9 protein-coding genes and 1 pseudogene are annotated in these 14,038 nt (G+C 69.0%); 6 read left to right on the top strand and 4 right to left on the bottom strand.

The genetic code is table 11. The annotated features are described in order from the left end of the window. The first annotated feature begins 12 nt into the window (after nt 1–12). The 5 genes and pseudogenes from OXI49_09030 to clpA all read left to right on the top strand — a co-directional run bounded on the left by OXI49_09030 (nt 13) and on the right by clpA (nt 7,967). On the top strand, nt 13–2,226 hold the full coding sequence (locus OXI49_09030; protein MDE2690641.1) for a DUF5916 domain-containing protein: 2,214 nt from the start codon (nt 13–15) through the stop codon (nt 2,224–2,226). 73 nt (nt 2,227–2,299) lie between these two features. Continuing rightward, the gene (gene ggt / locus OXI49_09035) at nt 2,300–3,877 is read left to right on the top strand and encodes a gamma-glutamyltransferase (protein MDE2690642.1); all 1,578 of its coding nucleotides are present in this window, start codon (nt 2,300–2,302) and stop codon (nt 3,875–3,877) included. A gap of 38 nt (nt 3,878–3,915) precedes the next feature. Continuing rightward, the gene (locus OXI49_09040; protein MDE2690643.1) at nt 3,916–5,112 is read left to right on the top strand and encodes a GNAT family N-acetyltransferase; all 1,197 of its coding nucleotides are present in this window, start codon (nt 3,916–3,918) and stop codon (nt 5,110–5,112) included. A 33-nt stretch (nt 5,113–5,145) separates the two neighbouring features. Further along, a pseudogene (locus OXI49_09045) lies at nt 5,146–5,475 on the top strand (ATP-dependent Clp protease adaptor ClpS). A gap of 95 nt (nt 5,476–5,570) precedes the next feature. Continuing rightward, nucleotides 5,571–7,967, top strand: a complete 2,397-nt coding sequence (gene clpA / locus OXI49_09050; protein MDE2690644.1) for an ATP-dependent Clp protease ATP-binding subunit ClpA — start codon at nt 5,571–5,573, stop codon at nt 7,965–7,967. Here the strand turns inward: clpA and OXI49_09055 are convergent. The 3 genes from OXI49_09055 to OXI49_09065 are packed head-to-tail and all read right to left on the bottom strand — an operon-like array spanning nt 7,964 to nt 11,559. Further along, nucleotides 7,964–9,142, bottom strand: a complete 1,179-nt coding sequence (locus OXI49_09055; protein ID MDE2690645.1) for an LLM class flavin-dependent oxidoreductase — start codon at nt 9,140–9,142, stop codon at nt 7,964–7,966. The two genes, clpA and OXI49_09055, sit on opposite strands and share 4 nt — an antisense overlap. Nucleotides 9,143–9,163: 21 nt before the next feature. Next, complete coding sequence (locus OXI49_09060) at nt 9,164–9,985, bottom strand: DUF1080 domain-containing protein (protein ID MDE2690646.1); 822 nt, start codon at nt 9,983–9,985, stop codon at nt 9,164–9,166. Nucleotides 9,986–10,005: 20 nt separating this feature from the next. After that, entirely contained in the window at nt 10,006–11,559 is a 1,554-nt protein-coding gene (locus tag OXI49_09065; GenBank protein ID MDE2690647.1) for a propionyl-CoA carboxylase, read from the bottom strand. Between the two features lie 156 nt (nt 11,560–11,715). On the opposite strand from OXI49_09065, the gene OXI49_09070 reads away from it, so the two are divergent. Next, complete coding sequence (locus OXI49_09070) at nt 11,716–13,350, top strand: FAD-binding oxidoreductase (protein MDE2690648.1); 1,635 nt, start codon at nt 11,716–11,718, stop codon at nt 13,348–13,350. 93 nt (nt 13,351–13,443) lie between these two features. Here the strand turns inward: OXI49_09070 and OXI49_09075 are convergent, their stop codons facing one another. Further along, nucleotides 13,444–14,004, bottom strand: coding sequence for a gamma-glutamylcyclotransferase (locus OXI49_09075; protein MDE2690649.1), 561 nt, complete (start codon nt 14,002–14,004; stop codon nt 13,444–13,446). Nucleotides 14,005–14,038 lie beyond the last annotated feature (34 nt).

Genomic DNA, 14,038 nt, shown 5'->3' on the forward strand with positions numbered 1-14,038 from the left:
CGCAATCGTTCGATGCCGCGACAACACCTCCAGCGCGGCGCTATCGCGCTGATCGCCCTCCTTGCGGCCGGCGACGGCGTCGCGGCAGCGCAGGTCGAGACGCGAAGCGATCGCCCCCGGCTGCGCGCCCAGCGTCTCGCTGAGGCCCCCATGATCGACGGCGACGTGCTCGGCGAAGAGCTCTGGCTCGACGTCGACTACGGCACCGGCTTCCAACAGGTAGAGCCGTTCGAAGGTCAACCGGCGAGCGAACGCACCGAGGTGCGGGTGGCGTTCGACAGCGCCAACCTCTACATCGCAGTCATCTGTTTCGACCGTGACGCTTCCTCCCTGGCGATCTCGGACAGCCGCCGCGACGCCATGCTCCAGAACGAGGACAGCTTCCGGGTCGTTCTCGACACGTACGGCGACCGGCAGAACGGTTTCGTCTTCGGGACGAACATCGCGGGCATCCAGTACGACGGCCAGTTCACGAACCAGGGACGTGGCGGCGGTTCCTCCCGCAGCGGCAGTTCCGGCGGCGCCAATCTGGACTGGGACACCTCCTGGACAGTGCGGACGTCGAGCGGCGACTTCGGCTGGAGCGCGGAGATGGCGATTCCCTTCCGCAGTCTCCGGTACGGATCGGACCGCGCGGTCTGGGGCCTGAACTTCGAGCGCAACATCCGGCGCAAGAACGAGACCGCGTTCTGGGCCCACCTCGGCCGCCAGCACGACGTGTTCCGGGTGTCGGAAGCCGGGCACCTGGTCGGCGTGGAACCGCCGCGCCAGCGAAATCTGCAGTTGACTCCCTACGTCCTGAGCACGGGACGCGAGAACGTGGACGGCAGCGTCGATGACAGCGAAGTTGGCATGGACCTCAAGTACAGCGTCACCCCGAGCCTCACGCTCGACGTGACCGTCAACACCGACTTCGCCCAAGTGGAGGCCGACGATCAGCAGATCAACCTGGACCGTTTCAGCCTGTTCTTCCCCGAGAAGCGACCCTTCTTCCTGGAGAACTCCGGCCTGTTCCGGGTCGGCAGCCGGTCCTCGTTCCGGGGCGGCACCGAACTCTTCTTCAGCCGCCGGATCGGCCTGAGCGGCGGCATGCCCGTGCCCATCCTCGGCGGCGCCCGCCTGTCCGGTAGGGCCGGTGGATTCAACGTCGGCTTCCTGAACATGCAGACCGACGGCATCGGGGACCTCCACGGCAACAACTTCACCGTGGCGCGGCTCGGCCGCGAGTACCGCAACCGGAGCCGGGCCGGCGTGCTGGTCGTGAACCGCGAGGGCACCGGCTCGCTGGCGCCTGACGACGACTACAACCGGACCTTCGCCGTCGACGGCCAGGTCGGCATCGGCCAGTTCACGGACGTGTCGGGCTGGGCGGCCCGGACCGAAACCCCCGGCCTGACTGGCCGGGACCATGGTTTCGGCCTCGACGGCGGCTACAGTTCCCCGTTCTGGCGCTGGCGTCTCGGCTATGCCGAGATCGGCGAGGACTTCAACCCCGAGGTCGGTTTCCTCAGCCGCTCCGGCTACCGCCAGTTCAACGGCTACATTCGGCGCCGCTTCCGCCCGGCCGGCGAGGGCCGTGTCAAGGAGTTCGGTCCGCGCGCCTTCTACGACGGCTTCTGGAACTTCGACGGTTACAAGGAAACCCAGCGCTACTCCGTCGGCGGCGAAGTCGAGTTCCGAAACGGCGCGCAGATCAGCCTCTCCGCCGGCGGCCGCTACGAGGGGCTGCTCGACCCCTTCACGCTCGCCGGCATCGTGCACGTACCCGCCGGGGAGTACGACGACCACGGCTTCTTCCTGTTCGGCAACACGAACCGGGGACGTGCCGTGAGCCTGTTCGTCAGAGTCCAGGGCGGGGGCTTCTTCGGCGGCGACCAGCTCGTACTGGATCCCTGGCTGAGCATCCGCCTCGGCGACTACCTGACATCCGAGCTGAGCTGGTCCTACAACGACATCGACCTCCCGATGGGCGCCTTCAAGACCCACCTCGGCAGCCTGCGCGTCACGTACGCCTTCAGCACCAGTCTGCTCCTCCAGGCGCTGATCCAGTACAACGACCTGACCCACAGCGTCAACACGAACGTTCGCTTCAGTTGGCTGAACGAGGCGAACCGGGGGCTCTTCGTCGTCTACAACGAGATCTCGGAGTTCGGTGTACTCGGCCTGGATACGCCGGACCGGAGCCTGGCCGTTAAGTTCAACCGCACTTTTGACGTCTTCCGCTAACGACCACTCCGTGTCCCCGCGGCTCGCCAGCGCCCACCGGCCAGGGCGCAGTGTTGTCATGGCGCGCCGGGGGATGGTGGCGACATCCCACCCCGCCGCCACCCTGGCCGGGCTCGACATGCTGCGGGCCGGTGGTTCGGCGATCGACGGCGCGGTCGCGGCCGCCGCGATGCTGGCGGTGGTCGAGCCGATGATGACCGGCATCGGCGGCGACGCCTTCCTGCTCTACTACTTGGCCGATCCCGACGGCGGACGTGGCGAACTCCTGGGCCTCAACGGCAGCGGCCGCTCGCCGCTGGCCCTGGAGCGGAACGACATCACCGGCCCGGCGATCGATCCGGACACCTGGCCGGCAGTCACCGTCCCCGGCGCGGTCGATCTCTGGCAGACCGCACACCGGCGCCTCGGACGGCTTCGCTTCGCCGACCTGCTCGGTCCGGCGCTCGAAACGGCTGAAGCGGGCTTCCCCGTCAGTGAGCGCGTCCAGTCGATGTGGACGGCGTGCACGGAGCGACTGCGCCGCGATCCCGCGGCGACGGAGCACTACCTCCTCGACGGCGACGCGCCCGCACTCGGCGCGGTGTTCCGGTCTCACGCCCTCGCAAGATCGCTGCGGCAGATCGCGCAAGACGGCCGCGACGCCTTCTACGAGGGTCCGATCGCCGAGGAGATCGTCCGCTACGCGCGCGCCACCGGCGGTTTCCTCCAGCTCGAGGACTTCCGGCGGCATCGCTCGACCTGGGTCGATCCGATCGGCACGCTGTACCGCGGCCGCGAGGTCTTCCAGTTGCCGCCCAACGGCCAGGGACTTGGCGTCCTGCTGATGCTGAACCTGCTGGAGAACTTCGACCTCGCCTCGATGGACGTGGCTGGAACCGAGTACACGCATCTCCTGGTCGAGTCGAAGAAGCTGGCCTACGCCGACCTCCACGCCCACGTCGGCGATCCGGAGAACAAGCCGCTTCGGGGCTCCGGAGGCGTTCCGCTGGCCGAGCTGCTCGATAAGGCCTACGCCCGCGAGCGCAGCCGCCTGATCGACCCCGGTCGGCCGGCCGACGGCCCCGCGCCCGGCGGGATCCCGACCGGCGCCGCCGCGGTGGGCTCCGACACGGTCTACCTGGCCGTCGTCGACGGCGACGGCAACGCCGCCTCCTTCATCAACTCCCTGTTCTCGCCCTTCGGAGCGGCAATCGCCGGCGGCGACACGGGCATCATGCTCCACTGCCGGGGCGCCGGCTTCACCCTAGAACCCGGCCATCCCAACGAGTACCGCCCCGGCAAACGCCCCTTCCACACGATCATCCCCGGCATGGTTCTGGACCGGGGCCGGCTCGAGCTCTGCTACGGAGTGATGGGCGGTCCGTTCCAGCCCCAGGGCCACGTGCAGCTCCTGACCAACCACTACGATCACGGGCTTCCCCTCCAGGCGGCGATCGACCGGCCCCGGTGGCGCCACACGGCCGGCCTCGATCTTCTGTGCGAGCGAGGCATGGAGCCCGAAACCGTAGAGGGGCTCGCGGCGCTCGGCCACCGGGTACGCAACGCCGGCGGCGCCGAGTTCGGTGGCGCCCAGGCAATCAGGGTCGACCAGCACGGCACGCTTTACGGCGCCTCCGATCCGCGAAAGGACGGAGCGGCGCTCGGCTACTGACGGTCCGCGCGTCGCGACCGCCGTGCAAGACTCGCCGGATGGACGATGCTGCGGCCCAGGCAGGCGACCGCACCGAACAGCGGCAGATCGAACTCAGGATCGTCCAGTCGATCGCCGACATTCCCTCCAGGGCCTGGGACCGTCTCCTCCGGCCCGGCGACCGGCCGTTCCTGTCCTGGACATTCCTCGAAGCGCTCGAACGGACCGGCTGCGTAGCGCCCGACCGCGGCTGGCTGCCCTTCCACCTCACCGCCTGGAACGCTGACGACGACCTGATCGCGGCTGCCCCCGCCTACATCAAGAACGATGGCATGGGCGACTTCTCCCGGGACTGGGCCTTCGGCGACGCGGTACAGGCGGTCGGCGGCCGCTTCTACCCGAAGCTGGTGGTCGGCGTCCCCTTCTCTCCGGTCACCGGACGCCGCATTCTGGCCGCCGCCGACATCGACCCGGCGGTCGCTGCCAGGCTCCTCGTACAGCTTGCCGCTCACACCGCTCGTGAAGTCGGTGTGGCCTCCGTCCACGTGCTCTACCACAGCGAGCGGGAGGCCTCAGCCCTCGGCGAGGCCGGCCTCTCCCGACGGGTCATGGTGCAGTACCACTGGAACAACTACGACTACCGCACGCCGGAGGACTGGCTACTGAAACTCCGCTCCAAGCGCCGCACCCAGTGCCGCCGCGAGCGCCGCGAACCGGCAAGGCAGGGCATCGCCATCCGCACCGTGCGCGGCCAGGAGATCGCGGCCGATCCCGAGCATTGGGCCGAGACCGCATTCCGTCTCTACGGCACGACCTGCGACAGGTACATGTGGGGTGGCCGCTACCTGAACCGCGAGATGTTCTCCGACCTGTTCACGCTCCTCGGCAACGAGGTCGAGCTGGTGGTCGCCGAACGCGAAGACCGGGTCGTCGCCGGTGCTATCAACCTGCGCTCGGACACGCACCTCTACGGCCGCTACTGGGGCTGCCATGAGCAGCACCGCTTCCTCCACTTCAACGTCTGCCTCTACCACTCGATCGACGAGTGCATCGAACACGGCGTCCAGGTTTTCGAGGGCGGCGCCGGCGGAGAGCACAAGATCAGCCGGGGCTTCGAGCCCGCGCCCGTCTACAGCTCGCACCTGTTCCTGGACGAGAAGCTGAACTCGCTGCTCGGCGCGGCACTGCAGCGCGACGCGAAGCGACACCTCGAGGGAATCGAGGCGTGGCGCGGCAACCGGGCCCAACTCGGCTAGAGCCGCCAACGCCGGACCTATAATCGAGACGCCATGCCGCACTTCGAAGACGACCAGCAGGGCGACAGCAAGGTCCTCACGAAGACGAAGACCAGGACCAAGCTGGCCCGTCCCCGGCTGTACAAGGTGCTGCTCCACAACGACGACTTCACGCCGCGCGAGTTCGTCGTCGTCGTGCTGCAGCACGTCTTCCACCTGACCGAATCGGACGCCTCGCGGCTCATGCTCTACGTCCACAAGAACGGTGTCGGTGTCGTGGGGCTCTACCCGTTCTCCGTGGCCGAGACCAAGGTGGCCGAGGTCGGCAGTCTCGCCCAGCAGGCCGAAGTCCCCCTGCTCTGCACGATCGAGCCCGACACGGGAGACGGCGACGGCGACAGTGGCGACGGCGACGGCGGAGACGACGGCGGCGACGTCAACTGACGGGCGAAGGAGGTACAGCCATCGCTTCCGTGCACATGACCGAGGACCTGCGGCAATCGCTGCGACGGGCGATGCTCGAGGCGTCCTCACGCCGGCACGAGTACGTCACGCTCGAGCACCTGCTGCTCGCTCTGTGTGGCGACCCGGTGGGGGCGAAGGCGCTGCAGTCGGTCGGCGTTCGCCTGCCCCGACTGGTCCACGAGCTCGAGGAGTTCCTCGAGCAGCAACTGGAAACGCTGCCGCCGGTGCTCCCCGCCGATGCGGCGGACGAGTCGGCAGGCGCCGCGCCAGTCGAGGCGGAAGGCGAGACCGACAGGGTCGAGCAGGCCCCGGACTCCGGCGACGAAGACGAGTCGCCTCCCAAGCAGACGATCGCGTTCTGGAGGGTCATCGAACGCGCGGCCATGCACGCCCACGGCGCCGGCAAGAGTGAACTGGACGCCGGCGCGGTGATCGCTTCGCTGATGCGGGAGAAGGAATCCCAGGCGGTCTACCTGCTCCAGCGCCAGGAAGTAACCCGCCTCGACGTCATCCGCTACCTCTCACACGGCACGGTCAAGCAGGGCGGCGGCCTTCCAGCCCCACAGCGCGTCGAGCCGAACGCGGAAGGCGAGGAGGAGCAAGAAGAGGTCGAGGATCCACTCGAGCAGTTCGCATCGAACCTGAACGAGCGCGCGGCCGAGGGATCCATCGATCCCCTGGTCGGGCGGCTCGATGAGGTCCGGGTCCTGTGCGAAACGCTGGCCCGCCGGCGCAAGAACAACCCGGTCCTGGTCGGCGATCCGGGGGTCGGCAAGACGGCGATTGTCGAGGGGCTGGCGCTCGCCGTCCACGAGGGGAACGTGCCCGAGCTGATCTCCAAGGTGACGATCTACGCGCTCGACATGGGCGCGCTCCTCGCTGGAACCCGCTATCGCGGCGACTTCGAGCAACGGCTGAAGGCGGTGATCGACCGGATCATCTCGGAGCCCGAACACATCCTCTTCATCGACGAGATCCACACGATCGTCGGCGCCGGCGCCGTGTCGTCGGGCTCGCTCGACGCCTCGAACATCCTGAAGCCCGGCCTCGCCTCGGGCAAGCTGCGCTGCATCGGCTCCACGACCCATGCCGAGTACAAGGGCTCGTTCGACCGCGACCGGGCGCTCGCACGCCGCTTCCAGATGATCGAGATCGACGAACCATCGATCGAGGAATCGGCGGAGATCCTGCGCGGCCTGCGGGACCGCTACGAGGACCACCACGAGGTCAAGTACGCGGACGAAGCGCTCGACGCGGCCGCCGACCTCTCGGCCCGCTACCTGCTCGACCGCCGGCTGCCCGACAAGGCGATCGATCTGGTGGACCAGGCCGGCGCAGCGAACCGCCTGGTGGCCGCGAAGGAGCGCAAGAGCGTGCTCGACCCGGTCGACATGGAGCGTGTCGTCGCCTCGATGGCCAAGATCCCCGAGAAGTCCGTATCGAGCGACGACCGCGACGCTCTCCTCAACCTCGAGGAGGAACTGAAAGCGGTCATCTTCGGCCAGGACGAGGCGATTCGATCGATCTCGTCGGCCGTCAAACTGGGCCGCGCCGGCCTGGGTACCCTGGAGCGGCCGATCGGCAGCTTCCTGTTCTCGGGTCCCACGGGGGTCGGCAAGACGGAACTCGCCCGCCAGCTGGCCCAGGTGCTCGGCATTGCCTTCACCCGCTTCGACATGAGCGAGTACATGGAGAAGCACACCGTGTCGCGGCTGATCGGCGCACCTCCCGGCTACGTCGGCTTCGACCAGGGCGGTCTGCTGACCGACGCGATCCGCCGCACGCCCCATACCGTCCTGCTGCTGGATGAAATCGAGAAGGCTCACCCGGACGTCTACAACATCCTGCTGCAGGTCATGGACCACGCCACGTTGACCGACAACAACGGCCGCAAGGCCGACTTCCGGCACGTGATCCTGATCATGACGACGAACGCCGGCGGCCGGGAGCTGACGACGAAGCCGATGGGCTTCGGCGACCGCTCGAAGCTCTCCGCCGAAGCCGCCTCGAAACCGGCGGTCGAGCGCCTGTTCACGCCCGAGTTCCGCAACCGGATCGACGCCTGGGTCGTGTTCAAGGCGCTCGAGATGGACTCCGTGCGCCTGATCGTCGACAAGCTCGTGGGCGAACTCGGCGGCCAACTCGACGACCGCAAGATTGCCATCGAGTTGACCGAGGCCGCCCGCGACTGGCTGGCCGAACACGGCTACGAACCGGACTTCGGCGCCCGCCCGATGCGCCGTCTGATCGACGAGAAGATCAAGCGCAAGCTGGCGGACGAGATCCTCTTCGGCAAGCTGGCCGACGGCGGCAAGATCACCGTTGACGCGAAGGAGGGCGCGTCACTCGAAGACGGCCTGCTCCTCAGGACCCGGCGGAAGCGCCGGGCCAAGCGCAAGAAGCCGAACTAGCGATCCGCGCCCACGCGGGGCAGCACCTCGGTCTTGAACCGTTCGATCGTCGACATCAGCCGCGCGTGCGGCAGCAGGCCGTTGTAGGCCCAGAAGTAGAGCCAGGTCACCGGCAGGCGCTCGCGCAGCGTCTCGAGCTGCCGCGTCACCGTGTCGACGGTGCCGACCAGCGCCATGCCGGCGCTCATCAGGTCGTCGAACTGTTCTCCCGTGTCCGGGTCCGCCATGCCCCGGCTGAAGCCGAACGGCTCGAACCAGGCGGAGCCGCAGAAGGCGCCGCTGGCCTTCCACAGACGCTCAGCCTCGGTGTCCGTGTCGGCGATCACGACATCCCGCAGAACGCCGATCCCTTCTCCCAGCGGCCGTCCGGATTCCTCCGCGAACAGCTCAAAGAGTGCCCGCTCCCGCTTCGGGTGAAGCGGCGGCAGGATCGCCGTCACGCCCTCCCGAGCGCACCACCGGATGCTCGCCTCCGACGACGCGAAGGGCTGGAAGATCGGCGGATGGGGCTTCTGCACCGGCTTCGGCACCACCCCCACCTGGCGCAGCACCCCGTCCTCCACTCCGGCGCCCCACTGCTCCGTCGCCTCGAGCGTCCACGGCGTGCCGCCCTCCGCACCGCCCACGGGCACCTTCCAGAACCGGCCGTCGTAGTCGAGCATCGGCTCGGTCCAGGCCTTCTTGACGATCCGGAAACACTCCTCGAAGGCGGCCCGGTTGGTCGCGTCGATCTCGTCGTGCTTGTGAGGCAGCGCACCGGAGATGCCGTGGGTCTGCTGGGCCATCACGTCGACCCAGCGCCGCTGATAGCCACGGGCGAACCCGGCGTTCGCGCGTCCTCCGGTCATCCGGTCGAGCATCGCGATGTCCTCGGCGACGCGGATCGGGTTACGCGCCGGCAGCACGATGCCCAACTGCCCCACCCGGATGTTCTTCGTCTGCATGCCGACGAACAGGTCGAGCAGCACCGGGTTGTTCGACAGTTCGAAGCCTTCGATGTGGAAGTGGTGCTCGGTGAAGCTGATCGAGTCGTAGCCGAGGTCGTCGGCGAGCCGGGCCTGCTCCGAGACCTCGGCCAGCATCCGGTCGTAGAGATCGCCGCGCAGGCCGGCCATGCCCCGCTTGATGTCGGCCCGGGAGCCGATCGAGGGCAGGTAGAAAAGGGAGATCTTCAAGAGAGTAGGACTACCGCAGCCTCAGCCGCCACTGTCGTAGCCCGGAAGCTCGCGGATCCAGACGTTGCGGAATCGGGTCGGGTTGCGGTGGTCCTGGAGACCGATCCAGCCGCGCGGCTCGTGCGGCCGATCGTAGACGCCGACCCGCCGGTGGATCGTCCGGCCGATGTACTCCTTCTTGTGATGGATGACCACTCCGTTGTGGAGCACGGTGACGTTCGCCTTCTTGACGAGTTCGCCATCCTTCCAGCGCGGCGCCTCGAAGATGATGTCGTAGGTCTGCCAGACGCCAGGGGCTCTCGAGGAGTTGACCATGGGCGGCGTCTGGCCGTAGAGCGCGCCCGCCTGGCCGTCGGCGTAAGACCGGTTCTCGTACGAGTCGAGGATCTGGACTTCGTAGTCGCCGTAGATCATCACGCCGCTGTTGCCACGGCCCTGGCTGTTGCTCTCGACCTTGCCCGGCGTCGCGAACTCCAGGTGGAGCTGGAAGTCGCCGAACTCGTCCCGGGTGCGGATCGACCCGGTCGAGGTGACCTCCATGTAGCCGTTCTCGACCTTCCACTCGGGTTCGTCGCCATTCGGCTTCTGCCACCTCGTGAGGTCCGTCCCGTCGAACAGCACGACCGCGTCGGCGGGAGCAGCCGCCATGTCACTGAACGAGGCGCCCGGAGCGACGACCGGCGGGACCGGCCGGTTCGGGTCGTGCACCTTCCAGGGCAATCCCGGCAGCTTCGGGGTGTCCTCGTAGCCGATCGGCTGTTGTTGGGCGGCGGCGGCCGCGGTCAGCAGCAGGCCCGTCGCCAGGGTGGCGCACGACGTTCTCTTCTTTCGGTTCACAGGCATTCCGGCCTCCTTGAGAATCCTCACCGCACCCGCGACGCGAGCAGCGGCTCCGACAGCTTCAGCCACTTGACCACCTCGGCGCGCGTGCCGCGGGGGTCGATCAGGTCATGGACCGAGAAACCCTCGGCCCGCGGGAAAGGCGTTCGCCGCTTGGCGAACTCGGCCTCCAGTTCGGCCCGCTTCTTGTCCGGGTCGGGCGCGGCGGCGATCTCTCGCCGGAAGGCGACCGCCACGCCGCCCTCGATCGGCAGCGCACCGCTCTCGGCCGAGGGCCAGATCAGCACCCTGCCGCCGGGGCCGTAGTGCGCCGCCGCGGCGACGCCGTAGGACTTGCGGATCTGCACGGCGCACCAGGGCACGGTCGTCCGCACGGTCGCCGCGATCGCCTCCATGCCGTAGCGGATCGTGCCCGACGCCTCCGACTCCGAACCGATCATGAAGCCCGGCTCGTCGACCAGGCTGAGGATGGGCAGGTGGAAGGTCTCGCAGAACTCGACGAAGCGCCGGAACTTCTGCGCACCGGCGGCGTCCATCGCGCCGCCGATGTGCTTGCAGTCGTTCGCGACGACTCCGACCGTGTGGCCGTCGACCCGGGCCAGACCTGTGATCTGGGACGGGCCGTAGCCCGCCGTCATCTCGAAGAAGCTGTCCCGGTCGACGACGAGCGAAACCAACTCGCGCATGTCGTAGAGGAAGCGACGGTCACGCGGCACGATCTCGAGCAGTCGTTCTTCGCGGCGGTCTACCGGATCACCCGACTTCCGCCGCGGCGGTAGCGTGTCGACGTTCGAGGGCAGGTAGCTCAGGAAGCGACGGACCTGGGCCATCGCGTCGTCCTCGTCCTCGGCCACGTTGTCGACGACGCCGCTGCGACTGTGGACCTGCCAGCCCCCGAGTTCGTCCTTCGTCTTCTTTTCGCCCAGCGCCCGCTCGACCAGCGCCGGGCCGCCGATCAGGATCTGTGCCGTGTGCCGCGTCATCACCGAGAAGTGGGAAGCGACCAGACGTGCCGCGGGGAACCCCGCAACGGCACCGACCCCGATCGAGGCCACCGGCACGGTCCGCAGGATCTCGGCGATCGACCAGAAGCGCGCCCGCGAGTAGACCGGCTCGCCCATCGGTCGCGGCGGCGTCTTCGCCGCCCCTTTCTGGCGGCCGGCGCTGCCGCGCACGCTGCCGCCGCCGCCTTCGAGGAAGCGCACCAGGGGCAGCCGGTACTTGAGGGCGAGCTCCTCGGAGTAGATGCTCTTGCGCAACCCGGCCGGCGACGGCGAACCCCCGGCCTGGGTGAAGTCCTCACCGGCCACGATCGCCTGCCGTCCGTCGACATCGGCGAAGCCGACGACGTAGTTCGCCGGCGTGAACGCGACGACGCGACCCTCCTCGTCCACCTCGGCGGCGCCTGCCTGGCGGCCCTCCTCGACGAAGGAGCCGGGGTCGGCGACACGCTCGATCCGCTCGCGCACCGTGAGGCGTCCGCGCTCGTGCTGGCGCTCCACCGCCTCCTCGCCGCCCATTTCAAGCGCCAGGCGCCGGCGGCGTTCGATCTCGTCGACTTCGGGCTGCCAGGACATTGGACGGGGATTCTAGGGGCTTGAGCCGCGAGACGCAGCAAAGCAACTCCGCGGCTCAAGCGCCTGGGAGAGGACGGGATGGGCCGAAACACCGAGCCTGCGAGGAGTTTCGGGGCGGTAGATGCTCCGCTATCCTGCGCCGTCCGGGAGGTTCACGTGACGGAAGCAAGACGCAAACTCTGTGGTTGGGGATACGAAGGGCAGGGGCTCACGCAGGCGGAGGCGGACACTTTCCGCGCCCGCACCGGGGAACGCTTCGGCGTCCCTCTAGAACCTCGGGCGACCGCGCCCCAGGTCGCCGACTTCGACCTCCGCCCGCCGCGTCTGGCGCCGCCGGCATCGCTTGAGCCCCTGTTCCGGAACGACCCGTACGAGCGACTCCTCCACGCCTACGGCAAGTCCTTCCCGGACGCGGTGCGGATGTTCCGGCGCGAGGTGCCGGAACCTCCCGATCTCGTCGCCTACCCTGAAACCACGGACGACGTCGTCCGCATCCTCGACTGGGCCGGCGACGCCGGCGCCGCGGTGATCCCCTTCGGCGGCGGTTCGAGCGTCGTCGGCGGCGTCGAGCCGGCGGTCGGCGACAGCTACGCCGCCGCGGTGACGATCGACCTGCTCAAGCTCGACAGGGTGCTCGAGGTCGATCGCGCGAGCCGGGCCGCGCGCATCCAGGGCGGTGCGCGTGGCCCACACATCGAGGCGCAGCTCCGTGAGCACGGCCTGACGCTGCGTCACTTCCCGCAGAGCTTCGAACACTCCACCCTGGGAGGCTGGATCGCGACCCGTTCGGGCGGCCACTTCGCCAGCCTCTACACCCACATCGACGACTTCGTCGAGGCGACGACGACCGTGACGCCCGGTGGCATCATGGAAACCCGGCGGTTGCCCGGCTCCGGCGCCGGGCCGTCGCCGGACCGGATGGTCATCGGCTCGGAGGGCATCCTGGGCGTCATCACGGAAGCCTGGATGCGGCTTCAGGACCGGCCGACCCACCGGGGCTCGGCGGCGGTCCACTTCGCAGACTACGCGAGTGCGGCCGAGGCCGTGCGGATGCTGGCGCAGAGCGGGCTCTACCCCTCGAACTGCCGCCTGATCGACGCTCAGGAGACCGCCGGCGCGGGCGCGGGCGACGGCTCGACCTCGCTGCTCGTCCTCGGCTTCGAGTCCGCCGACCACCCGGTCGACGCGTGGATGAAGCGGGCGCTGGAGCTGACCGCGGACTGCGGCGGCGACCACAGCGCCTCGGCCGGGCGGTCCCATCGCGAGGGCGCCGCCGGGGCCTGGCGCGACGCCTTCATCAAGGGACCCTACTTCCGGGAGGTCGGCGTGCCCCTGGGAGTGATCGGCGACACCTTCGAGACCGCGATCACCTGGGACCGCTTCGCCGACTTCCACGCCCGGATCATGGCCCGGACCGCCGAGATCCTCGAGCGGGCGACCGGCAGACCCGGCAGCGTCACCTGCCGCTTCACCCACGTCTACGCCGACGGACCGGCACCCTATTTCACCTTCTCGGCGCTTGGCGACTGGGAGCGGCTCGCGGAGCAGTGGCGCGAGATCAAGCTGGCCGCCAACGAAGCGGTCGTCGACGCCGGCGGCACGGTGACCCACCATCACGCGGTCGGCCGCGACCACCGACCGGCCGGCTACGACCGCCAGCGCCCCGACGTCTTCGCCCGGGCCCTCGCCGGCGCCAAGGCGGCGGTTGATCCGGACGGCCTGATGAACCCCGGCGTGCTGATCGACCCGCAGGGCCGGGACGTCGGCGTCACCGGCGCGATGGCGCCGTAGCGCGGCAGCCGCACCCGCCAGCCCGAGGGTCCGAGGGGGCCGGCCCCCTCGGACCCTCGGGCTGGCGGGACGGCGTCGCCGACTGCGGACGATCTAGCCGGGCAACCTGGCGGCCAGAGCCGCGACGTGAGTGTCCTGGGCGCCGAGGGCTTCGAGTGCGGTGTGGAGGTCGCGGACGTAGTCGGCGTTGGTGCCGCTCGGGCCTGTTGCTTCTGCAACCTGGGCGGCGATCTCGGTGAGTGGGGCCGGACCGGCGTAGTTCCGGTTGCCGGGCCAGGCCTGGTAGGTGAGGCCCAGGACGGTCTGCGGCGCCGCGGCTGAGGCGTCCGGTGCCTTCCCGACGGACACGTCCAGTTCGAGTTCGACTTCCATGCGGATGTATCCGCCCCGTTCCCGGATGTCCAGGTCGGCGAGGATGGTCTCGGCGGCTTCGTCGAGACGATAGGCCATGCCCCAGCAGATGTCGTCCGGCGCCGGCGCCAGGGTGACCACCCGGCCGGGCCGCCAGGGTTCGCCGCGGTGGTCGGTCGACCACTGCCAGAAACGCCGGGTCCAGCCTCGGACGCGGGCGGGCCGGCTTTCCACGAAGGGAATCGCCGGGCGGAAGATCAGCGAGCCGTAGCCGAAGAGCCAGCATTGATCGGTTGGGGCCACGGCGCAGGATTGTACGGGCCGCGCCGTCGATTCC

The organism is Acidobacteriota bacterium (assembly GCA_028875725.1).
GTDB lineage: Bacteria > Acidobacteriota > Thermoanaerobaculia > Multivoradales > Multivoraceae > Multivorans.

Excerpts from the sequence above, each read along its gene's own strand:
- OXI49_09030 (MDE2690641.1), top strand. The coding sequence starts at position 13 with ATGCCGCGACAACACCTCCAGCGCGGCGCTATCGCGCTGATCGCCCTC.
- ggt (MDE2690642.1), top strand. The coding sequence starts at position 2,300 with ATGGTGGCGACATCCCACCCCGCCGCCACCCTGGCCGGGCTCGACATG.
- OXI49_09040 (MDE2690643.1), top strand. The coding sequence starts at position 3,916 with ATGGACGATGCTGCGGCCCAGGCAGGCGACCGCACCGAACAGCGGCAG.
- OXI49_09065 (MDE2690647.1), bottom strand. The coding sequence starts at position 11,559 with ATGTCCTGGCAGCCCGAAGTCGACGAGATCGAACGCCGCCGGCGCCTG.
- OXI49_09060 (MDE2690646.1), bottom strand. The coding sequence starts at position 9,985 with ATGCCTGTGAACCGAAAGAAGAGAACGTCGTGCGCCACCCTGGCGACG.
- clpA (MDE2690644.1), top strand. The coding sequence starts at position 5,571 with ATGACCGAGGACCTGCGGCAATCGCTGCGACGGGCGATGCTCGAGGCG.